Origin of the sequence: Bradyrhizobium sp. CSA207 (assembly GCF_029051685.1) — a bacterium.
Taxonomy (GTDB): domain Bacteria; phylum Pseudomonadota; class Alphaproteobacteria; order Rhizobiales; family Xanthobacteraceae; genus Bradyrhizobium.
Genome location: NZ_JAACFT010000009.1, coordinates 148,227 through 167,689 on the forward strand (window position 1 = coordinate 148,227; position 19,463 = coordinate 167,689).

The 19,463-nt window shown below is 62.9% G+C and carries 20 protein-coding genes and 3 pseudogenes; 15 read left to right on the forward strand and 8 right to left on the reverse strand.

The window, feature by feature from the left end; all coding sequences use genetic code 11:
- Window positions 1–79: 79 nt before the first annotated feature.
- The 3 genes and pseudogenes from GWG65_RS12515 to GWG65_RS12525 form a co-directional block, all read right to left on the reverse strand.
- Window positions 80–754, reverse strand: a complete 675-nt coding sequence (locus GWG65_RS12515) for a dienelactone hydrolase family protein (RefSeq protein WP_275195870.1) — start codon at window positions 752–754, stop codon at window positions 80–82.
- Between the two features lie 268 nt (window positions 755–1,022).
- Window positions 1,023–1,364 carry a hypothetical protein gene (locus GWG65_RS12520; protein WP_275195871.1) on the reverse strand — a complete coding sequence of 114 codons (342 nt, stop codon included), beginning with the start codon at window positions 1,362–1,364 and terminating at the stop codon, window positions 1,023–1,025.
- 24 nt (window positions 1,365–1,388) lie between these two features.
- Window positions 1,389–1,643 (reverse strand): annotated as a pseudogene (locus tag GWG65_RS12525) (alpha/beta fold hydrolase); the annotation flags it as partial.
- Between the two features lie 499 nt (window positions 1,644–2,142).
- On the opposite strand from GWG65_RS12525, the gene GWG65_RS12530 reads away from it, so the two are divergent.
- On the forward strand, window positions 2,143–3,237 hold the full coding sequence (locus GWG65_RS12530) for an HD domain-containing phosphohydrolase (RefSeq protein ID WP_275195872.1): 1,095 nt from the start codon (window positions 2,143–2,145) through the stop codon (window positions 3,235–3,237).
- A gap of 56 nt (window positions 3,238–3,293) precedes the next feature.
- Here GWG65_RS12530 and GWG65_RS12535 read toward each other — a convergent pair whose 3' ends face one another.
- Window positions 3,294–3,704, reverse strand: coding sequence for a VOC family protein (locus tag GWG65_RS12535; RefSeq protein ID WP_275195873.1), 411 nt, complete (start codon window positions 3,702–3,704; stop codon window positions 3,294–3,296).
- A 126-nt stretch (window positions 3,705–3,830) separates the two neighbouring features.
- On the opposite strand from GWG65_RS12535, the gene GWG65_RS12540 reads away from it, so the two are divergent.
- The 4 genes from GWG65_RS12540 to GWG65_RS12555 all read left to right on the forward strand — a co-directional run bounded on the left by GWG65_RS12540 (window position 3,831) and on the right by GWG65_RS12555 (window position 6,467).
- The gene (locus GWG65_RS12540) at window positions 3,831–4,805 is read left to right on the forward strand and encodes a tripartite tricarboxylate transporter substrate binding protein (RefSeq protein ID WP_275195874.1); all 975 of its coding nucleotides are present in this window, start codon (window positions 3,831–3,833) and stop codon (window positions 4,803–4,805) included.
- Window positions 4,806–4,900: 95 nt separating this feature from the next.
- A complete protein-coding gene (locus tag GWG65_RS12545; RefSeq protein ID WP_275195875.1) occupies window positions 4,901–5,365 on the forward strand; it encodes a metalloregulator ArsR/SmtB family transcription factor in 465 nt (154 codons plus the stop codon).
- Window positions 5,365–5,709: an SRPBCC domain-containing protein gene (locus GWG65_RS12550; RefSeq protein ID WP_275195946.1), complete on the forward strand. Its 345-nt coding sequence runs from the start codon at window positions 5,365–5,367 to the stop codon at window positions 5,707–5,709. The genes GWG65_RS12545 and GWG65_RS12550 overlap by 1 nt, the downstream gene beginning before the upstream one ends.
- Before the next feature lie 20 nt (window positions 5,710–5,729).
- Window positions 5,730–6,467 (forward strand): DUF899 domain-containing protein, encoded by a 738-nt coding sequence (locus GWG65_RS12555; protein WP_275195876.1) that lies wholly within the window; start codon window positions 5,730–5,732, stop codon window positions 6,465–6,467.
- Window positions 6,468–6,638: 171 nt separating this feature from the next.
- Here GWG65_RS12555 and GWG65_RS12560 read toward each other — a convergent pair.
- Window positions 6,639–7,882, reverse strand: a pseudogene (locus GWG65_RS12560) (trypsin-like peptidase domain-containing protein).
- A 199-nt stretch (window positions 7,883–8,081) separates the two neighbouring features.
- Here GWG65_RS12560 and GWG65_RS12565 point away from each other — a divergent pair.
- The 4 genes from GWG65_RS12565 (at window position 8,082) to GWG65_RS12580 (ending at window position 10,431) form a co-directional block, all read left to right on the forward strand.
- Window positions 8,082–8,699, forward strand: coding sequence for a hypothetical protein (locus tag GWG65_RS12565; RefSeq protein WP_247383653.1), 618 nt, complete (start codon window positions 8,082–8,084; stop codon window positions 8,697–8,699).
- On the forward strand, window positions 8,686–9,060 hold the full coding sequence (locus GWG65_RS12570; protein ID WP_148737118.1) for a transcriptional regulator: 375 nt from the start codon (window positions 8,686–8,688) through the stop codon (window positions 9,058–9,060). The genes GWG65_RS12565 and GWG65_RS12570 overlap by 14 nt, the downstream gene beginning before the upstream one ends.
- Before the next feature lie 30 nt (window positions 9,061–9,090).
- Window positions 9,091–9,831, forward strand: a complete 741-nt coding sequence (locus tag GWG65_RS12575; RefSeq protein ID WP_275195877.1) for a di-trans,poly-cis-decaprenylcistransferase — start codon at window positions 9,091–9,093, stop codon at window positions 9,829–9,831.
- 114 nt (window positions 9,832–9,945) lie between these two features.
- A complete protein-coding gene (locus tag GWG65_RS12580) occupies window positions 9,946–10,431 on the forward strand; it encodes a cyclic nucleotide-binding domain-containing protein (protein WP_275195878.1) in 486 nt (161 codons plus the stop codon).
- On the opposite strand, the gene GWG65_RS12585 is transcribed toward GWG65_RS12580, so the two are convergent.
- Complete coding sequence (locus tag GWG65_RS12585; protein WP_275195879.1) at window positions 10,370–11,197, reverse strand: metallophosphoesterase; 828 nt, start codon at window positions 11,195–11,197, stop codon at window positions 10,370–10,372. The genes GWG65_RS12580 and GWG65_RS12585 overlap by 62 nt on opposite strands.
- A gap of 204 nt (window positions 11,198–11,401) precedes the next feature.
- Here GWG65_RS12585 and GWG65_RS12590 point away from each other — a divergent pair, with 204 nt between their 5' ends.
- The 4 genes from GWG65_RS12590 to GWG65_RS12605 all read left to right on the forward strand — a co-directional run bounded on the left by GWG65_RS12590 (window position 11,402) and on the right by GWG65_RS12605 (window position 15,402).
- Window positions 11,402–12,088, forward strand: coding sequence for a DNA-3-methyladenine glycosylase I (locus GWG65_RS12590; RefSeq protein ID WP_275195880.1), 687 nt, complete (start codon window positions 11,402–11,404; stop codon window positions 12,086–12,088).
- A gap of 25 nt (window positions 12,089–12,113) precedes the next feature.
- A complete protein-coding gene (locus GWG65_RS12595) occupies window positions 12,114–12,842 on the forward strand; it encodes an SDR family oxidoreductase (RefSeq protein ID WP_275195881.1) in 729 nt (242 codons plus the stop codon).
- Window positions 12,843–13,056: 214 nt separating this feature from the next.
- Window positions 13,057–13,350 (forward strand): hypothetical protein, encoded by a 294-nt coding sequence (locus tag GWG65_RS12600; RefSeq protein ID WP_275195882.1) that lies wholly within the window; start codon window positions 13,057–13,059, stop codon window positions 13,348–13,350.
- Window positions 13,351–15,198: 1,848 nt separating this feature from the next.
- Window positions 15,199–15,402: a hypothetical protein gene (locus GWG65_RS12605; protein WP_275195883.1), complete on the forward strand. Its 204-nt coding sequence runs from the start codon at window positions 15,199–15,201 to the stop codon at window positions 15,400–15,402.
- A 479-nt stretch (window positions 15,403–15,881) separates the two neighbouring features.
- Here GWG65_RS12605 and GWG65_RS12610 read toward each other — a convergent pair whose 3' ends face one another.
- Entirely contained in the window at window positions 15,882–17,222 is a 1,341-nt protein-coding gene (locus GWG65_RS12610) for an adenylate/guanylate cyclase domain-containing protein (protein ID WP_275195884.1), read from the reverse strand.
- 113 nt (window positions 17,223–17,335) lie between these two features.
- The gene (locus GWG65_RS12615; RefSeq protein WP_275195885.1) at window positions 17,336–18,190 is read right to left on the reverse strand and encodes a hypothetical protein; all 855 of its coding nucleotides are present in this window, start codon (window positions 18,188–18,190) and stop codon (window positions 17,336–17,338) included.
- 460 nt (window positions 18,191–18,650) lie between these two features.
- On the opposite strand from GWG65_RS12615, the gene GWG65_RS12620 reads away from it, so the two are divergent.
- Both GWG65_RS12620 and GWG65_RS12625 read left to right on the forward strand, forming a co-directional pair.
- Entirely contained in the window at window positions 18,651–18,887 is a 237-nt protein-coding gene (locus GWG65_RS12620) for a hypothetical protein (protein WP_275195886.1), read from the forward strand.
- A gap of 12 nt (window positions 18,888–18,899) precedes the next feature.
- Window positions 18,900–19,433 (forward strand): annotated as a pseudogene (locus GWG65_RS12625) (recombinase family protein); the annotation flags it as partial.
- Window positions 19,434–19,463 lie beyond the last annotated feature (30 nt).

Here is a 19,463-nt window from a genome sequence, read left to right on the forward strand (position 1 = left end):
AACACTGACGCACGATGGATTCCGGGCCTGCGCCTGTCGGCGCATCCCGGAACGACGGAGACTTAAAGTTGGCCGCGCGCTACTTCCTCAAATGCTTGGCAAAAAACCCCATGCTGCGCGGCCAGGCGATGTCGGCGCTGGTCTTGTCGTAGCTCGCACGCTCGTCGCAATGAAAGCCGTGCTGGGCGCCGGGATAGATGAAGACTTCGACTTCAGGTCGCTTCACCTTGATGGTCTCGACGTCGGTCAGGGAAATGCCGGCGTCCTTCTCGCCGAAATGCAGTTGCGTCGGCACCTTCGGCGTCTCATCCGCAAAGCGCACGACCGCGCCGCCGTAATACCCGATCGCCGCCTTCAAGCCCGACAACCGCGTCGCCGCAACAAAGGCGACGCTGCCGCCGAGGCAAAAGCCGATGATGCCGACGGCACCGACATTCGCCACGGCGTCGATCGCGGCCTGAGTGTCGCGCAGCATCGCAGCCCAATCTGGATTGGCCACGAATTTGCGGGCCTCGGCAATCTCATCGGGCGAGTAGCCCGACTGGAAGTTGGGCACGGTCCGGTCGAAGATCGACGGCGCGATCGCAACATAGCCCTCTTCGGCGAGGCGGTCGCAGACCGAGCGGATGTGGTGATTGACCCCAAAGATCTCCTGGATCACCACCACCGCGCCCTTCGGGCTCCCTGCCGGATCAGCCCGATAGGCGCCGAACTGGAAATCGTCGGCGGCCGTCAGTTTGATGTCTTGTCCCACGCGGGTTGTCCTTCTTGCTTGTTGATCTTGTTGCCAATCCGAAATTCCATCCTATCCCCTCATCCTGAGGAGCCCGCCCTAAGCGGGCGTCTCGAAGGATAGAGGCCGGTGCCGCCTCAGCCGGGCCTTCATCCTTCGAGACGCTTGCTTCGCAAGCTCCTCAGGATGAGGGGTGGCCGCCGGGCCTTCATGGTTCGCCCGGCGATGCAAGCATCGTCCGGAGACGGCGCTTGCGCGCCTCCTCACCATGAGGGGTGGGAGTTATGCGTCACTCCCACATCCAGTTCTCGCCGTAGTCCTCCTTCCATCCTGCCAGCCGTCCATGTCGGAATTGCAGGAACAGGCGGTGGCGAGAGGGGATCAATCCGCTGCCGCCGATGTTGCGCAGGGCGAGATAGATCTCGTTGCTTGGACCCCCGCGGACGTATTGCAGCGGCCGGCCCAGGGCACGCGCGGTCTGCCCGGCGTCCATGCCGAACGCCAGCGGCGTAGTGTTTGACAATGTCGCGACGAATGGCAGGCGCGGCGGCGGTGCACCGAACGGTTCGGCGCGCACCGGCGCCGAGAGCAATCCCGCCGCCATGATCGCGGCCAACATCGCCTGCTTCATCGTCTGCGTTCCCGTCTGACCGGCCTATGCCGGCAAGTTCTTCAGGAAAGCCACCACCGCGTCAACAAAAGCCTGCGGCTGATCGATGTTGACGGCGTGCCCGCCCGCGGGGATCACGATTTTTTGCGCGCTGGGGATTTTGGCCGCCACGTAGTCAGACGCCGCCAGGAACGGCGTGTCGTCGGCACCGACCACGATCAGCGACGGCACCTTGATATCCGGCAACAGCTCCATCACGCGCGCATCGCGCTGGGTCAGCATCCCGCGCGCGGCAAGCGCCGCGTGCACGCCTTGCCGATCGCGGCTGAAGCGGGGAAGGGCGCGATGAAGGCGTAAGCGGGGTTCGATCTATCTGACCCGATCCGCCGGAGGGCAACCACCGGCGGATTTCTTTTTGGGAGAACGGCCTCCACAATCTCACTGTCATGCCCCGCCTTGTGCGCGCTTGCGCACTGGGGCGGGGCATCCAGTACGCCGCGGCTTCTCGGTTCTAGCCGCGCCGTCTCGGAGTACTGGATCGCCCGGTCGAGGCCGGGCGATGACGGCGGGGGTGGGACTGACGCGCCCCAAAACCCCCTTTATCATCAACGGTCCGTCTACTGTGCATGGGGTTGTTTTCGCTGTTTTGATTTGGACCCTCCGGCAACCGAAGTCCGTAAAATTGCGTGCAATTCCTCAGGCCTCCATTGAGCACGCCTCTTAAGGGCCGGAGAACCCGATCGGGCTTAGGCTGATGCCCAACACAGTCCCGTGCACTTCAGTTGCTCTTGGGGAAGCCATGAACGCCTCAGCCAAACCTGCCGCCAAACGCCGGCTTCTGCTCGCCTCCGACCGGAGCGACGAGAGCAGCGAACTCGCCAGCATTCTGAAGGCGGTGGGCGACGTCGCGACGGTGACGACCGAGGCGATCCCCGAGCAGCCGGCGCGCGGTCTCTCCGGCCTCGTGGTCGACATCAACCTGCGCTCGCCTGAGAGCGTGCAGCGGGTGCGCAACAAATTGCGCGGCGACGCCTATCGTGCGATGCCGCGGCTGTTCGTGCTCGCCGACGCGCTGCATCACGGCACCATGCAGGCCTGGGCGCTCGGCGCCACCGACACGATCTCGCGGCCGCTTCAGCCAGAGGCGATTTTGCAGCGCATCCGCGCCGCCTTTCCCGACACCGCCAGCTATGACGCGACCGATCGCGGCAAGACGCTCAACCGCGGCGTCGAGGCGGCGCATGCGGTGCTGAGGAAGATGTTCGAGAAGCTGCCGCTCGGCGTGCCCCTGACCTTCGACGATATCATCGCCGCCGAGAGCAAGATCCTGAAGGCGATCAAGCACTCCTCGCTGCGCGAGTGGCTCACCACCGTCGGTTGCCATCATGTCGGCAGCTATCGGCACTGCCTGTTCGTCACCGGTTTTGCGGTCTCCTTCGCGCAGCATCTCGGCATGCGCGAGGACGATCAGCGCCGCCTGACCCGCGCCGCCCTGCTGCATGACGTTGGCAAGGCCTTCGTTCCGTCCGCGCTCCTGGACAAGCCGGGCAAGCTCACCGACGAGGAGATGGACGAGGTCCGCCAGCATCCGCGCCGCGGCTATGACGCGCTTGCAGCGCAAGGCGGCTTCCCGCCGGAGATGTTAGATGTGGTGCTGCACCACCACGAATTCCTCGACGGCAGCGGCTATCCCAACGGCCTGTCCTCGAACCAGATCAGCGATATCGTCCGCCTCACCACCATCGTCGACATCTACGCCGCATTGGTGGAGAAGCGCGCCTACCGCATGCCCTTCACCCACTCCCGCGCCTTCACGATGATGGAAGGCATGGGCGGCAAGCTCGATCAGCAGCTGTTGCAGGCATTCCGCCCGGTGGCGCTGGGATCGTTCTGAACAAGTCGCTGTAGCTGATCTAGCGGCGCTGGCGCCAACGGCGGGCTGCCTGGCCTCTAATCCTCGTACGACGAAATCTCGATCAGGCTGCCGTCGGGATCCCGGCAGTAGACCGAGCGCAACGTGCCGCGAGCGCCTTGCCTCGGTCCGGGACCCTCTTCGATCGCAACCCCGTTGGCCTGCAAATGCGCCACGACCTCTTCGGGTGTCGCGGAGGTGAGGAAGCACAGATCCTCGCTGCCGGCGGCCGGATGGTCCGCGGTGAACCATTCAACCTTGTCGGCATCGCGCGGCCGGACGTTGATCTTCTGGTTACCGAATTGCAGCGAAGTCCGCGGCGCTTTGCCGCCGCCGGGGTCGAACACCTTGACTTCCATGCCGAGGATCCTGCGATACCACTCGGCCGTAGCTGCAACATCGGCGACGTTGATGACGAGGTGATCGAGGGCCTGGACCTTGACCGGCATGCCTTAATCCTTTCGTCGCCATGTGCGTTGCGCACTTTCCGCGTGCTCCGGGCTTTGTTACAACGCCGCTCACGCCACTTTCAAGACATCCGGCTTTGAAGAACAACACGTGGGAGAACCCTTGAGATGATCACTCGCCGTACCGCGCTGGGCCTGCTCGCTGCCAGTCCGCTTGCAGCCACTCCGCTGTCGAAGGCCTTTGCCGCCGATTACCCGGCCCGGCCGGTGAAATGGGTGGTCGGCTATCCGCCGGGTGGGGCCACCGACATCCTGGCGCGGTTGATCGGCCAGCGGCTGTCGGAACGGCTCGGCCAGCAATTCATCATCGAGAACAAGCCCGGCGCCGGCAACAATATTGCCACCGAATCCGTCATCAATGCCGAGCCAGACGGCTACACGCTGCAGCTGGTCAATCCGGCCAACTACATCAACGCTTCGCTCTACACCAACCTCAAGTTCAACTTCGTGCGCGACATCGCGCCGGTGGCCTCGTTCCAGCGCGTGCCGAACGTGATGACCGTGAACAAGGACGTGCCTGCCAAGAACGTCGCCGAGTTCATCGAGTACGTGAAGTCCAATCCCGGCAAGGTGAACATGGCCTCGTCCGGCAACGGCACCTCGGTGCATCTGTCCGGCGAGATGTTCATGGCGATGACCGGCTGCAAGATGCAGCACGTGCCCTATCGCGGTGCCGCGCCCGCGATCACCGACATGCTCGGCGGCCAGGTGCAGGTGATCTTCGACAACATGCCCTCGATCATCCAGCACATCCGTTCCGGCAGTCTGCGCGCGCTCGCTGTCACCACCACGCAGCGCTCGGCGCAACTGCCCGACGTGCCGACGGTCGACGAGACCGTGAAGGGCTACGAGGCCAGCGCGCTGTTCGGCATGAGCGCGCCGAAGAACACGCCGAAGGAGATCATCGCCAAGCTCAACAATGAGATCAACACGCTCATGAAGGAGCCGGACATGACCAAGCGCCTGGTCGAACTCGGCGGCGAGCCGCGGGTGCAGACGCCCGAGGCGTTCGGCGAGGAGATCAAGGCCGAGACCGAGAAGTGGAAGAAGGTCGTCGACTTCGCCGGCCTCAAGGTCGAGTAGCGATCTTGTGATCGTTGGGATGGAGCCCTGCCGTATGGCAGGGCTTTTTTCTTGAGAGGCTTGACGCGCTTCCGCTCGGGCCTATACTAAACCACATGGTTAAGTATCAAGACGAGATCCTGGATCGGACTTTTGCGGCGCTATCCGATCCGACCAGACGCGCGCTGCTCGCGCGCCTCGGCGGAGGGGACAGCCTGTCCGTGAGCGAACTGGCCGCGCCGTTCTCGATTTCGCTGCCGGCGATCATGAAGCATCTCGACGTGCTCACCGATGCAGGCCTGGTCGTGCGGGAGAAGACCGGGCGTACGGTCTCCTGCCGGCTTACCGCGCAGCCGATGGAGCAGGCGATGAACTGGCTCAATCGCTACGCGCAGTTCTGGTCCGACAATCTCGATCGCCTTGCCGCTTTTGTGGAGGAAGACCCATGGCCGCCGCCGCCGTCAACGCCGACCCCCGCGCCAACGAACGTCCAACCGAGCGTCCAAGCCTCACGCTCACGCGCCGGCTCCGTGCGCGCCCGGAAAAAGTCTACGCCGCCTGGACGCAGGCCGAGCAACTGATGCAATGGTTCGGCCCGCCGAACATGAAGCCAGCCACGCTCGATGCCGAACTGGACGTCCGCACTGGTGGCCACTTCCGGATCAGCTTCACGCGCGATGATGGCGAGTATTTTGAAGCTCGTGGGAGCTATCGCGAGGTGGTGCCGAACGAACGGCTGGTCTTCACCTGGGCCTGGCATTCGACGCCGGAACGCGAGTCGCTGGTGACGATCTCGCTCAAGCCCGACAGCGCCGGCACGCTGATGGTGTTCCATCACGCCCAGTTCTTCGACGAGACCGCACGCGACAACCATCAACTCGGCTGGAGTTCGTCCTTCGACAAGCTCGACGCCTTCATCGCCTGATCCCTGCAAAGGAGGATATCATGCAACAGCATCAGATCGTCTCGCGTGAGCAATGGATTGCAGCCCGCAAGGCCCATCTGGCCCATGAGAAGGAGTTGACACAAGCGCGCGAGCGGCTCGCCGAAGAGCGCCGCGCATTGCCATGGGTCAAGGTGGACAAGAGCTACGTCTTCGACGGGCCGAACGGCAAGGTGGAGTTCGGCGATCTCTTCAAGGGGCGCCCTCAGCTCGTCGTTCAGCATGTGATGTTTGCGTCCGATTGGGACGCTGCCTGCAAGAGCTGCTCGTTCTGGGCCGATGGTTATGAGCGCATGGTGCCGCATCTGGCCGCGCGCGATACCAGCGTGGTCGCGGTCTCGCTGGCGCCGGTCGCAAAGCTCGAAGCCTTCAAGAAGCGGATGGGCTGGAGCTTCGACTGGGTCTCCTCAGGGAGCAGCAGTTTCAATCAGGATTACGGCGTGACGTTCTCGCCTGAGCAGATCGCCACCGGCAAGCCGATGTACAATTTCGGCACCACGCGCATCTATGGCCCCGAGCTTCCCGGCATCAGCGTATTCTACCGCAATGAGGCTGGCGAGGTCTTCCACACCTACTCATGCTTCGCCCGCGGCCTCGACATGATGAACGCCGCCTATCAATACCTCGACCTGACGCCGCTCGGCCGCCATGAAGAGGGTCTGCCCTACCCGATGGATTGGGTCCGCCTGCGCGACCAATACGAACCGCAGGCGGCAAAGGGTTCGTGCTGCCACGGGTGAGTTGTCGGGCCCGCTAGGTCCACACCAACAGCGTCATCGCCCGACTTGATCGGGCGATCCAGTATTCCAGAGGCCGCGCTATGATACGGAAAGGCCGCGGCGTACTGGATTCCCCGCCTTCGCGGGGAATGACAGGGGTAGTTGACGCGGCGGCGTAATCTGCAGCCTGCCTTACCGCTTCGCATCGGCCTGCTCGGTGCCGTTGCACGAGATCAACATCGTGTAGGGCCGCGCGTTGCCGGCGATGTCGGTGGTCTTGAGCCGCCCTTCGGCTCCGCGGTCTGGTACGGCACCACGGAATTGTCGAGGAAGTCGCGCAGCGCGCCGGTCTTGATGGCGAAGTTGATGTTCTCCGGAATGTTGCCGGTCGCAGCGGCGATGCGCAGTACGGGGATCTTTGCGGTGACCACGCCCACGATCTGACCGGTGGTGTCGAACAGCGGGCCGCCGCTGTTGCCGGGCTGCACCGGCGCGCTGATTTGCAGGAAACGCGAATCGTTGCGCATGCCGCTGAGCGAGCTGACGATGCCGGTGGTCACGGTGAAATCCGAGGTTAGCAGGCCGTGGAAGGGAAAGCCGATCGCGATGACGGAATCGCCGGAGCGGATCGAACGGTCGCGGATCCGGGCAAAGTCCTTGAACGTGGTGGTCGACGGCGCCTGCAACAGAGCGAGGTCGTTGTTGGCATCGCTCGACACGACGCGCAGCACCATCGCGGCCTCGCCGGTGAGGTTACCCTTGATGTCGCCAACACAGCCGTCGATCACATGGTTGTTGGTGACGACGTGCCCGTTGGCACTTACCACGAAACCGGTGCCGCTCTTCCCCCTGCCAGGTTTGCTGGCAGCCGGCGGCGCCTGTTTGTCCGGAGCAGCCTGCGGCTTGGCGGCAACTTTCGTAAAATCGCCGGCTTTGTCCAGCCCGTCGGCCTTGACTCGAGCCACGCAATTGGTGACCGCGGCGACCAAAGGTGCAGTCGATGTCAGACTGAATTGAAATGGCGTGCCTCTTGCCACCGCCACCATCAGGCTCGCCTTCTGAAACGCACGAGCGACGGTCGTAGGCAGAACCGCTGAGACCATGACCTCGGAAAACGCCGTCGCGAAGAGCCTTGCCTCGGCCTGACCATCGAAGGTCACGTCGATCGTCAGATTCTCGCCCTTCTTGAAACGAAACGCTGGATTGGCAAAGCCCAGCAGCCACGCATTGTTTGAATCCTGGCCTACAAGCAAAGTTACGCCGTTGGCGTAGGGCGTGCTCGCGGCGCAATGGGAGAACGCGCCGGTCGAATCATTAGTATACGCGCCACCGTTCCAGTTGCCGACATGGATGGTGCCGAAAGGCCCCGCCGCATGGACGAGCCCGGCGAGCACCGCCTGGAAAACAAACGCAACCACAATTGACTTAAGCCACATACGAGCCCCCGGGAATGTTTTGATGCTATCTTATCCAGGGCAAGACAGGTTGCGCAACCGGCAGTTGTTTGCCCCTGGCAACGTCTCCTTACCGCACCTTCGACCTTGTCTTTACTTTGCAATCCTATATACTTTGCAATACAAAGTGACGGGATAGGCGATCTCGAAAGCATGGGCGGAGCGGGGCTTGGCGTTGCCAATGCGTGATCTCGACAAGGCACTGGCCGACATCGTAGCGATCCGAAGCCAGATCGCGGCCGGCACCGCGTTCCGCGGCTACGGCCCGGCGACGATGGCTGCAACCGGCGCGGTCGCGCTCGTTACCGCGGTGCTGCAATTCTGGCTGCTCGGCGATCCCACCAGCGAGCCGCTCGGCTTCTTTTTCGGCTGGTTCATCGCCGCCGCACTTTCCGGCCTGATCATCGGGATCGAGATGCGCGCGCGTTCGCGCCGCCATCATTCCGGTCTCGCCGATGCGATGATCCACCAGGCGGTCGAGCAGTTCCTCCCCGCCGGCGTCGCCGGCGTCCTGCTCGCGGTGGTGATGTGGAAGTTCGCGGCCGAGACTCTATGGCTGCTGCCTGGCCTGTGGCAGATCCTGGTTTCGCTCGGCATTTTCGCCTCCGTCCGCTCGCTGCCGCGCACGGTCGCGCTTGCCGGCGCCTGGTATTTCATTTCGGGCTTTGCCGTGGTGGTGCTGGCAAGCGCGACCCATACGCTGTCGCCATGGACCATGGGCCTGCCCTTCGTGATCGGCCAGTCGGTGATGGCGGCCATTTTGTATTTCGCGTCCGGAGACAACGATGTCGAAGACTGACAGCGCGCCGTTTTCCTATCAGGGGCTCGACCGCGTCATTCACGAGAAGGCGAGGCTCGGGCTTCTGACCTCGCTGATGGCGCATCCGAAAGGGCTGGCGTTCGCCGATCTCAAGCAGCTTTGCGGCCTCACCGACGGCAATCTCAGCCGGCATCTCGCCGTCCTCCAGGACGCCGGCCTCGTCGAGGTGACCAAGGGCTATGAGGGCAACCGTCCGCACACCACCTGCCGCCTGACCAAGGCCGGCCGCCGCCGCTTCCTCGACTATCTCGCCGTGCTCGAGCGCCTGGTCCGCGACGCCGCCAAGGCCGCCGGCCGCGAGGCGCCGCCGCTCGGCCGGCTCGGCATGCTCTCGACCTGATCGCCCCCCTTTTTGACCGGAGACTTTGCAATGCAAAGTGACGTCACGTCCCAGAACCAGAAGCTTCATGTCGGTATCATCATGGACGGCAACGGCCGATGGGCGACACGCCGCGGCCTGTCGCGCGCACGCGGCCACGAGGCCGGCGTCGAGGCGATCCGCCGCGTCGTCGAGATCGCACCCAAGCAGGGCATCGGCACGCTGACGCTCTACGCCTTCTCCACCGACAATTGGCGCCGGCCCAAGGCCGAGGTCGCCGCGCTGATGACGCTGTTGCGGTTCTATCTCGCCAACGAGGTGCAGAGCCTGGTGAAGAACTGCGTGCGCCTGACGGTGATCGGCCGCCGCGACCGGCTGCCTGACGGCATCGCCGCCGCCATCGCGCGTGCCGAAGCCGCCACCGCTCACGGCAGCACGCTGCATCTGCGCATCGCCGTCGACTATTCCGCGCGCGATGCCATCCTCAAGGCGGCGGCGAAGGCGGCGGCGCTGACCAACCTGACCCGCGAGGCCTTTTCGCAGCTCGTCACCGGCGAGGCCGGCTTGCGCGACGTCGACCTCATCATCCGCACCAGCGGCGAGAAACGGCTGTCGGACTTCCTGTTGTGGGAAGGCGCCTATGCCGAGCTGCACTTCACCGAGCGGATGTGGCCCGAATTCGAGGCGGTCGACCTCGCCGAGGCGCTCGCATCATTTCATGGCCGCGAGCGTCGTTTCGGCGGCCTGCAGGCGATCATGCCGGAGGAGGTGCCGTCGCTCTCACGAGTGTGATGCTCGGCGTCGGTGTGCCGAAAACTTGAGCAGGCGTATGGCGTGCCCGAAAACCGCTGCACGTTCCCGCGGATCATGCTCTAGTGGCCTTTCGCGACGGGAGCTTTTCGCAAGATGCGCGCAGTTCTGGACTATTGCACCGGCGGAACGGAACGGCAGGTCACGGCCGGCACGCTCATCATCACCGAGGGTGGTACCACCGGTCACCTCTATGTGTTGATGCAAGGCAAGCTCGAAGTGCTCAAGGGCGAGATGGTGGTCGCAATTGTCACGGAGCCCGGCGCGGTGCTCGGTGAGATGTCGGTGTTGTTGGGACAGCCGCACACGGCGACGGTGCGGGCCTGCTCCGACTCGATCGTCTACGAATTCGAGGATGCCGCCTCGGTCCTCAAGCGCGAGCCTGAGGTTGCGCTGCTGATCGCGCGCCTGCTGGCGCAGCGGCTCAACGTCGCCAACACCTATCTCGCCGATCTCAAGCGGCAATATGCCGGCCACGGCACGCATCTGGCGATGGTCGGCGAGGTGCTCCAGAGCATGATCAACCTGCCGCCGCTTGAGGTCTCGCCAGGCTCGGATCGGGAATCCGATCCAAGAATGTAAGCCAGTCCGGCGCAGCCGCGACCGGCAAAGCGGGCCGCTTCAGGGGCGCGCTGAGATCGATCCACTGCGCTTCGCCCGCCGCCAGCCAGAACGCTTGGTCCGCCTCGAGATCCAGTACGATATGGGTCGGCGGCCGGCCGGGTTGCAGGCCGGCATTGACGACCCAGGTCGGGCCGAGCCGGTCGAACCAGGAGCCGTCCTTGATGAAGGGCGATTGATGGACATGGCCCGAGATCACCAGCGATGGCTGATACTGCATGATCCACTGCACCAGCTCGACATCGCCGAAGAAGCGCTTGCCGCCCCAGCTCGTCGGCGAATCCGCCGGCGGCGCGTGATGCGCCCAGATCCATCGCTGCGGCCGGTTGATCGAGGCATCGCGAAGCTGGTCGGTGAGACGCTGCTTGACCAGCGGACCGTCCCACCAGGGGCACACTGTGAACAGCGTATCGCCGATGGTGCAGCTGTCGCCGTCGCAGGCGATCCCGAGCTCCCGCACCTCCGAGATCCAGCGCGAGACTTTCTCGCCTTCCGTATTGCGCTCGTCGAGATCGTGATTGCCGGAGCAGAGGATGACCCGCGTCCGGGCGGCGAGCAGCGCAAGGTACTTTTTCACCACCACGATCTGGGCGCGAAAATCCACCATCGAGCCGATGTCGAGCGCATCGCCGGCGAAGATCACGAGGTCGAATTGCGGCGCCGCGCTGACCAGCCAGTCGAACTGCGGCAGTGAGTAATGCAGGTCGGCGACGACCAGGCAGCGCATGGAAAAATCCGTGAGCGAGAGATTGAAAATGTTTGGGAATTGCAAAATGTTCTAAGCAAGGAGCAGACCAGCATGCCCGCCCCTTGGCAATCCGATCGGGCAAGCATGCTCCTGCGCGCTCCCACGCGCAAGTGCCTGACGCCGCAGGGCTGGACCGGGTCATCGAATTCTGATGTCGTGGTCCATCCCCAACGCGGTGATCGCATGATCTCCTTCAAGACCGTTCGCACCCGCGCCGAGAAGCGCAAGGGCGGGCCCAAGGCACTCGAAAAGCTGATGCCGGCAAAGCCCGATTTGAAGCGGCTGGCCAGGCTCGGCGACGATCGCATCCTGGCCGAGATGACCAGGCGGGTGTTTTGCGCGGGATTTGCCTGGAGCGTAATCGACGCAAAATGGGACGGTTTCGAGGGCGCCTTCCTGCGCTTTGAGCCGGCCAGGCTCAGCTTCCAGCCCGAGGATTATTGGGAAGGCCTGCTGCGCGACGCGCGCATCGTGCGCAACGGCGCCAAGATCATGTCGGTGCGCGACAACGCCGCCTTTGTCCAGGACATCGCAAAGGAGCACGGCAGCTTCGGCAGGTTTCTGGCGAAGTGGCCGTCGTCCGACGAAATCGGCCTGCTCGACCTTCTGGCCAAGCGTGGCAGCCGGCTCGGGGGCAACACGGGCCAGATGCTGCTGCGCTTCGTCGGCTGGGACGGCTTCGTCACGTCGAAGGACGTCGTCGCTTGCCTGCGCGAGGCCGGCCTCGACATCGCCGAGGAGGTCAAATCGAAGGGCGATCTCGCCAGGGTGCAGGCGCAGTTCAACGCCTGGGCCGAGGAGACCGGACTGCCCTACACGCATTTGTCGCGCATCTGCGCGCTGTCGGTTGGCGAGAACCGGGAAGAATAGCGAGGAGAGTAACGGAGTGACGCTCATGGCAGGTGAATTGGAAGGCAAGGTTGCCGTCGTCACGGGGGCTGCGTCGGGCATTGGACTGGCCAGCACCGAGGCGATGCTGGCCGCCGGCGCGCGCGTGGCGACGGTCGACCGCGACGGTGCGGCATTGAAGGCACTCCACGGCAAGCACGGCGATGCCGTGATCCCGCTCGTCATCGACCTCCTTGATCCCACGGATTGCGCCACGCTGCTGCCGAGAGTCTTGGAGACCGCCGGCCGGCTCGACATCCTGCACGCCAATGCGGGCGCCTATGTCGGCGGCGACCTCGTCGATGCCGACGGCACTGCGATCGACCGGATGCTGAACCTGAACATCAATGTCGTGATGAAGAATGTGCGCGACGTGCTGCCCCACATGATCGAACGCCGGACCGGCGACGTCATCGTCACGAGCTCGCTGGCGGCCCATTTTCCAACGCCGTGGGAGCCGGTCTATGCGTCGTCCAAATGGGCGATCAATTGCTTCGTCCAGACCGTGCGGCGTCAGGTCTGCAAGCACGGCATCCGCGTCGGGTCGGTGTCGCCCGGTCCCGTCATCACCGCGCTGCTCGCGGACTGGCCGCCTGAGAAGCTCAAGGAGGCCCGGGACTCGGGCAGCCTGCTGGAAGCCGGCGAGGTCGCCGACGTCGTGATGTTCATGCTGACGCGGCCGCGCAGCATGACGATTCGCGATGTCGTCATGCTGCCGACCAATTTCGATCTCTAGCGCGCTGGCGCCGGAGCGCCAAAATGATGTGCATGGTGTGGCGACCTCGCGCCGAAGCTGCGGCAGGCGCGATTCGTCATCACGAAATGCATTTCGGCGGAACATTTGTGCGCAGCATCCGTTCGGGAGTTTGAGCCAGGCGAACACAAGCGCAGGGAACGCCTGCTCTGGCCCAAGCCAACGAAACCCGAAAATCACAAAAACGGAGCAGCCCATGAAGCTAACATCCACGCAGGTCAAGCAGACCGTCAATCAACTCGGCGCTCAGGTGCTGCCCGACGAGCATCCCGCCATGCCCCAGCTCAGCAGCATGTTCGGCGAGCACACGTTCTTTGTCGATGAGTCAGGACTCAAGGTTGTCGAACCCACCCCATCGCCCGCGACGGACCGTCAGAGCGGCGAAGTTGTCAGTCTCGCCAACTGGGCCGATTCGGACCTGACGCGCCTGACGGCGCATGAGCCCGAGCCGACCGGTGTGATCGTGGTGTTCGAGCAAATGAAGCACTGACGCCACCAGGGCGTGTAAAGCTGGCGGTCAGTCGTGGTAAAATCGGCCAAAGGACCTCCGGGCTAAGCACCTTCGCAAGATCGGCGGCCATTGAGAGACGCTCGCCAGCCAATGGCGCGGAGCTTTTTTCAGCCACCCGGCGCGCGCAATGCGCGCCGGGGAATCATTGCGATGGTTCTGAAGGTCCGCATCAGATGCGTGGCTGACGATGTGCACCTCCATGGTGCGATCCGGATTTCGAGGGCCACTGCAAACGTCGGTTGAACGCGGGTAACCGACAAAGACCAGCCGCCATTGCGGGCAAAGCCAAGCGGGCTCAAAACGTCAGCGCTGAAATCAACGTGATGGACATCACAGCGAGTCTCCGCGCGACAATCTAGTTCTTACACCGTCGGGACGGGGGATGATCCTTACGCCTCGTAAACGGGAGACTGGACAATGAGAACCGTTCGCTTCGCGGCCCTCGCCGCCCTCGTGGGCCTTAGTTCGGTGATTGGCTCTGCGTATGACTCGGCCGCCAACGCCGGAGGGCTGAATTTGGATTGGCTTTCCAATCAGCCATACGTGGAATGTCTCAAGACAACGACCTTCCTCGCTGGATGGAACAACGGACACCCCCAAGGCAAGGCCCAGGAAGCTGCCGCTCAGGAGCGTGGCCGGCACTACTGCAACCGGCAGTATGGGTACGAGTAACGAGGTGGCAACTCAGCACCCGATATCTTGGCGAAGCGGCCAGCCCCGGCAGACCCTTCACCGGGTCTAGACAGAAGATCATTCACGAAGAGCCGCTCATTGCGTTTATGATGGTGTTCCTGCAACCTCAGTCAGGCCGGCAAGCGCCGTTGAGTTGCTGAACGATGATCACGACGTGAGGCTCTGGGCTGAGCCGGTTTGGCGCTCACCTCGGAGCGCCGAAACACTGCAGACTCGCCGACAAATGAGATCAGCCACGAAATGGGCTGGATCGAATGAACTGTTACCGTGGGATTGCGACTAATAGCTTGTGGCCGGCATCAGGGGGTCTGCGGCATCGAACGAAGTTGAACCGTCCTGCAATCATCTTTCTGCGGCCTCGTATTTCTCGAGCTTCGGCAACGAAGTAGCGGATGGGCGCGAATAGGCATATCCCATCACCCGTCTTGGGCTCGGCGCGAGCTTGTCCTGGGCTGGGCAAGCTTGGTTGGGTGATCGCCATGTCAACTATCATGCGACCAATGCGTCAAAACGCCATTGGCCGCATCGAACAAGCCTAAAGCCGCATATGAACGCACCACTCTGAATGCGCTGGGTGGATCACTGGTCAATCCGGAGCTTTTGAGATGTATGCATTGAGCCAGAACAAGGCTTTCGTGTTGCTTGTCGGTTGTTCAGTTGCACCAATATTGCCAGCCGCGGCTCAGGGAAGATCCGGCGGAGATTGCGTATTTTGTTACATGGTTTGTGACCGACATTACACCGGCGCGGCGATCTTAAGCTGTCGTTCGGACTGCGATAGAAATCGTTGTATCCAGGCAAATAAGACCAGCTGCAATCGCGGCTGGCATCATACGGCAACGGGTTGCAAGCCCAATCCCCCCGGGTGGCGACCGGGGTCGCGGCTCCCGCCCGGCGAAGTTCCTTACTGACCTCTCGACGATATCTTTCGAACGATTGCTTCAAGATTGAAGGCGGCCAGATGCGCGTAGACGCTTCAAAGCTCAGGATGCTCAGTGTCGTCTTTTGGATCCTGCTGCTGCCTTGCATGTTCTACAATTTGTATCGCAAATACCAATCGCTCGACGCGTGCCGATTCCAGCAGATCGAATTGGAGGCCCTCGACGCCACGATTCGGGGGACAGGGAAATAGGGATGAGCAATATCGCGGACGCAGCTCCAAACAACATGAGGTACGGCCTCTTTATGGGTGCGGTTGGTATCCTGATGATCGGCTGGACGATCGCTTACGGGTACGCGAACTATCGAAGTGATGAGTGCTTGAAGAGCGCCAAGACCCGTATCGATAGCATTAGGACGCACGTGGTGCCCGGCAACGCCGCCAAACAAGGAAGATAAGCCGAAAAGGTTGCCACCTGAATGGCTGCGCCACGGTTCATGACGCGCACAGGCCACAAATCGGGGCCGGCCAACCCAAGCCATCGTTCAGAATGGCGCACCACGGCCCGATGGAGATGGGCACTATTGTTTCGCCGTGGCGCTATGATGCAACGGCCGCTTAAGCGATCCGGCCGGATGACCAGCGATGGCCTGCGATCTTGCGCTACGCCTCATGGGCGCTGTCCGCCCGATTTCGCCGGTGGTCCGGTTACCCTTCGGCTGCGGCCATTTCGATCAATCCCGGGAACGGCGCGATGGGCCAGGAACCGACCTTGCATCTTCGCCTGAGAAGTTGTTCCGGCGCTCAAGGGACGGCAGCCACGCTGCCTTTGTGCTGCGGCCCTGAATATCGAGATAATAAGAATCACACGCGCCTACGCGGGCTCTGCTTCGGGACGCCAAGAAATGAAAACGACAGCGCAGCCCAAGCGTTGGAGTCACCTCGCCGAGGCGGCCCGCACATGCTCTTCAGTCTCGGCCCGATACAGGTGCACGGCTTCATCAAGTCCCTTCAAGGCATGAAAACCGTAATCTCCGAAGCGAAGGTTTGCGCCGGCGACCAGATCACGAACGGTGTTGGACACGAGCACCTCCCCAGCTCCGGCCAAGTCGCAGATGCGAGCTGCGATGTGCACAGCTATTCCGCTAATGTCGTCCGGCTTTACCTCTATCTCCCCCGTATGCACTCCGCCTCGGACCTGGAGATCCAACGAGCGCACGCCCTCGGAGATGGCGGCAGCGCACCGAATTGCGCGAGCAGGACCGTCGAAAGTTGCCAAGAACCCATCGCCTGTTGTCTTCACTTCCCGTCCCTTGAAGCGTTCAATCTCCAGCCGTGCAATGCGGTCGTGCTGGTCAAGCAGCGCGCTCCAGCGCGTATCACCGAGTTCCGATGCGCGCTTCGTCGAGTCGACGATGTCGGTGAGCATTACCGTTGCGAGGATGCGATCCCGCTCGACGTGGGCTCGTGAGCCCGTGAGGAATTCGTCTATCTCGCAAGCGACACTGTCGTGGTCGCCTGCCGAGATAAAATGATCCTGTCCAGACAGCTCAACGTATTTCGCTCCCGGAATGGTTTGCGCCAGGTAGCGGCCAGCTTCTACGTTGACCCTGGTGTCGCCGGTCCGGTGCAGCACGAGCGTCGGCGTGTGAATGGTCGGGAGAATGTGCCGAACGTCGATCTCGCTGTTCATGCGCAGGAGCGCAAGGACGGCCGAGGGGCTCGCTCCCAATCGCTCGGAGCGTGCCCACCATTGCCTGAATCGCTCGTCCGGCGCCCACGTCGGCGCGAACGCAGTGATGCTCGCCCCTGTTCCCCACGACTGCTCGACCTTGTCGAGGAAGCCTTCGAACTTATCCGGCGGCAGGACCCACGTGAAGAAGTGGGCGTAGGCTCCATAGAGCACGAGGGCCTGGCACCGCTCGGGATAGCTCGCCGCAAACAGCATGCTCATCGCACCGCCCTCCGAGGTGCCGAAGACGGCGGAGCGTTCGCTGCCAACGGCATCCATCACCGCGCGCACATCATCCATGCGCTCTTCCAGGGTCGGGATGCTTCCGGTCCTGTCCGAAAGCCCGGTGCCGCGCTTGTCGAACAGGATGAGACGGCTGAAGCTCGCAAGCCGCGACAGGAAATGCGCCAGCGCCGGGTTGTCCCACTGGTGATCGAGATTGGAGATGAAGCCTGGCACAAGGATCAAATCAAGCGGCCCGTTCCCGACCACCTGATAAGCGATCCGAACCTCTCCGCTTTTGGCATACCGTGTCTCCAGTACCATCGCATAGCCCTCACGCGAGGTTCCGAACACTTGCGCCCGCGCTTTACAACAGAGCAGGTCCTGATGCGATGCGCCGGCTCGGCCCGGATCCATCGACTCCGAAACGAAATGGTCTACTCAAATCTCACTGACACCCTCGGAATGCTCGGCAGTCCTTCATATCGGACGGTGACCGTCTGACCGGGCTTCGGCGGGGTTAACGGCGAGAACGCCCCGACGCTGATCAGGTCGCCAGCCTTCAGCTTGCGGCCGCTCTTCGCGAGGTCTTCCGCAAGCCACACGACCACGCTTAGCGGATTCCCGAGTGTCGCCGCACCGACCCCTTCGGCCAGCATAGCGCCGCTCTCGTCGGTCGCGACGATCTTCGTTTCAGCGAGACGCTTCAGAGTTTCCGGCGTGTTCTCTAACGGGACTTCAGGGCCCGCGACTCCGAGACGAGCGGCAACGTTGATCGCGATTAGCTGAAGGCCGTCGATCTTCTCGTTGGGGCCGAGCGCGATGTCGTTCAGCTCGATGTAGGGCCGCATCCCTGATATATGTCGCAGGGCCTCCTCCGGGGTTTTTGCCTGATTTACACCGTCATCCTTTACGACGAGGAGCATATCGGACTCCCATACGGGGCGCGCCCCGAACGTCGCCGGCACGGTGGCGCCATCGTTCAACACCATCTTTTCGAGCACAAGGCCCGCAACAGGCGCGTTCCAGTTGAAGCGCTCCTGAACCGCTTTAGCTGTCAGCCCGGCCTTGTACCCAACGACCTTGCCTTGCGAGTCGGTCAAGGCCTCGACGAGCTTGTCGCGAGCGCATACGGCATCCCTCATGTCGGAAACGGGCAGCGCCTTCGTCGGACGCTTCGCTTGCCAGTCCTTAATGAAGATCTGGATTGCCTCGGCCGTCGGGCATTCCGCCAGTGCCGCTCCGCTCACAAGCAACCCGGCAACAAACGACATGAGAGCGACCGCACGCATCGAGGGCCTCCCTTTGTCTGTTCTGAGGGAGCGTAGCCTAGTTGCGGAGGGGGCGCTAGGTATCAAAAATGCTGGGGCTAAGGTACCACGCTCGCGGTGAGATCGGTGGCGTGAGACTCATCGTCGACGATACGGGTAAACCCCTTCAGATCGGGGCCTCTGAACCGCCTCTTCGCCGTCCGATTTGGGTCAAGAGCGTCGATATTGCCATGACCGCATGGGAGGCCACTGCCGGACCAACGGTGCACCGCCAAGGCTCGCGCTGCGCGCGACCGGCTCCGCCGGCTCGCGGCCTTGACGGCGCTCCGCTGGCCCGGCTCTTTTGCTTCCATGCGTTCATGGCCTGCACTGCGCGATCGCGCTCATGCTGCAGAGAAAGTGCGAGTTCGCAGGGCTGCAGCGTGACTTGGCGTAGACATCGGCCGTTCTGCGGATCGGCCAGGCTTGCCACAGTGGCGCCATGGCTCTTCCTCACAAATCGCAGCTACGGCGTCCGCCGGACCGCACCCCACTTGACGATCTCTACGACTATGCGCGTGCGCCCGCGCGTCCTGGTCGACGACGAGCGAAGCGCGCTTCGGTGACATGGGCGGTGACGGACGACTGGCCGAAGGACGTGTCAGTGACCGAAACGGAGATCGATGTCTTCGAAGCCTGGTTCGGTGATCTGTTCGACGAGTTGTTTGGAAAGGACTGAGGGGACATCACCATGGCTGCAACGGTTCGGGCTGCTCTCTACCTGCGGGTCTCGACGGGACGGCAAGCCGATAACGATCTCTCCATCCCGGATCAGCGCCGCCAGGCGAAGGGCTATTGCGCATCGCGTGGGTGGGAGATTGCCTCCGACTATGTCGAGCCGGGCGCGTCTGCGACCGACGATCGGCGGCCGGAGTTCCAGTGCATGATCGACGCGGCGACGGTCAAGCCGACGGCATTCGACGTGATCGTGGTCCACAGCTTCAGCCGCTTCTTCCGCAACCAGTTCCAGCTTGAGTTCTATGTTCGCCGGCTTGCCAAGAACGGCGTGCGCCCGGTGTCGATCACGCAGGAGCTCGGCGACGACCCAATGAGCAACATGATCCGCCAGATCATGGCGCTATTCGACGAATACCAGTCCAAGGAGAACGCCAAGCATACGCTGCGCGCCATGAAGGAGAATGCCCGCCAAGGCTTCTGGAATGGCGCGCTGCCCCCGATCGGCTACCGCATCGTGGAAGCCGCCGAGCAGCGCGGCCACCGCACCAACCCGCGACGGACCGTCAGAGCGGCGAAG

Excerpts from the sequence above, each read along its gene's own strand:
- GWG65_RS12595 (WP_275195881.1), top strand. The coding sequence starts at position 12,114 with ATGGCAGGTGAATTGGAAGGCAAGGTTGCCGTCGTCACGGGGGCTGCG.
- GWG65_RS12570 (WP_148737118.1), top strand. The coding sequence starts at position 8,686 with ATGTCGAAGACTGACAGCGCGCCGTTTTCCTATCAGGGGCTCGACCGC.
- GWG65_RS12610 (WP_275195884.1), bottom strand. The coding sequence starts at position 17,222 with ATGGTACTGGAGACACGGTATGCCAAAAGCGGAGAGGTTCGGATCGCT.
- GWG65_RS12555 (WP_275195876.1), top strand. The coding sequence starts at position 5,730 with ATGCAACAGCATCAGATCGTCTCGCGTGAGCAATGGATTGCAGCCCGC.
- GWG65_RS12600 (WP_275195882.1), top strand. The coding sequence starts at position 13,057 with ATGAAGCTAACATCCACGCAGGTCAAGCAGACCGTCAATCAACTCGGC.
- GWG65_RS12580 (WP_275195878.1), top strand. The coding sequence starts at position 9,946 with ATGCGCGCAGTTCTGGACTATTGCACCGGCGGAACGGAACGGCAGGTC.
- GWG65_RS12620 (WP_275195886.1), top strand. The coding sequence starts at position 18,651 with ATGGCTCTTCCTCACAAATCGCAGCTACGGCGTCCGCCGGACCGCACC.
- GWG65_RS12545 (WP_275195875.1), top strand. The coding sequence starts at position 4,901 with ATGGTTAAGTATCAAGACGAGATCCTGGATCGGACTTTTGCGGCGCTA.
- GWG65_RS12535 (WP_275195873.1), bottom strand. The coding sequence starts at position 3,704 with ATGCCGGTCAAGGTCCAGGCCCTCGATCACCTCGTCATCAACGTCGCC.
- GWG65_RS12585 (WP_275195879.1), bottom strand. The coding sequence starts at position 11,197 with ATGCGCTGCCTGGTCGTCGCCGACCTGCATTACTCACTGCCGCAGTTC.
- GWG65_RS12590 (WP_275195880.1), top strand. The coding sequence starts at position 11,402 with ATGATCTCCTTCAAGACCGTTCGCACCCGCGCCGAGAAGCGCAAGGGC.
- GWG65_RS12530 (WP_275195872.1), top strand. The coding sequence starts at position 2,143 with ATGAACGCCTCAGCCAAACCTGCCGCCAAACGCCGGCTTCTGCTCGCC.
- GWG65_RS12565 (WP_247383653.1), top strand. The coding sequence starts at position 8,082 with ATGCGTGATCTCGACAAGGCACTGGCCGACATCGTAGCGATCCGAAGC.
- GWG65_RS12575 (WP_275195877.1), top strand. The coding sequence starts at position 9,091 with ATGCAAAGTGACGTCACGTCCCAGAACCAGAAGCTTCATGTCGGTATC.
- GWG65_RS12615 (WP_275195885.1), bottom strand. The coding sequence starts at position 18,190 with ATGCGTGCGGTCGCTCTCATGTCGTTTGTTGCCGGGTTGCTTGTGAGC.
- GWG65_RS12540 (WP_275195874.1), top strand. The coding sequence starts at position 3,831 with ATGATCACTCGCCGTACCGCGCTGGGCCTGCTCGCTGCCAGTCCGCTT.
- GWG65_RS12520 (WP_275195871.1), bottom strand. The coding sequence starts at position 1,364 with ATGAAGCAGGCGATGTTGGCCGCGATCATGGCGGCGGGATTGCTCTCG.
- GWG65_RS12550 (WP_275195946.1), top strand. The coding sequence starts at position 5,365 with ATGCAATGGTTCGGCCCGCCGAACATGAAGCCAGCCACGCTCGATGCC.
- GWG65_RS12605 (WP_275195883.1), top strand. The coding sequence starts at position 15,199 with ATGAGCAATATCGCGGACGCAGCTCCAAACAACATGAGGTACGGCCTC.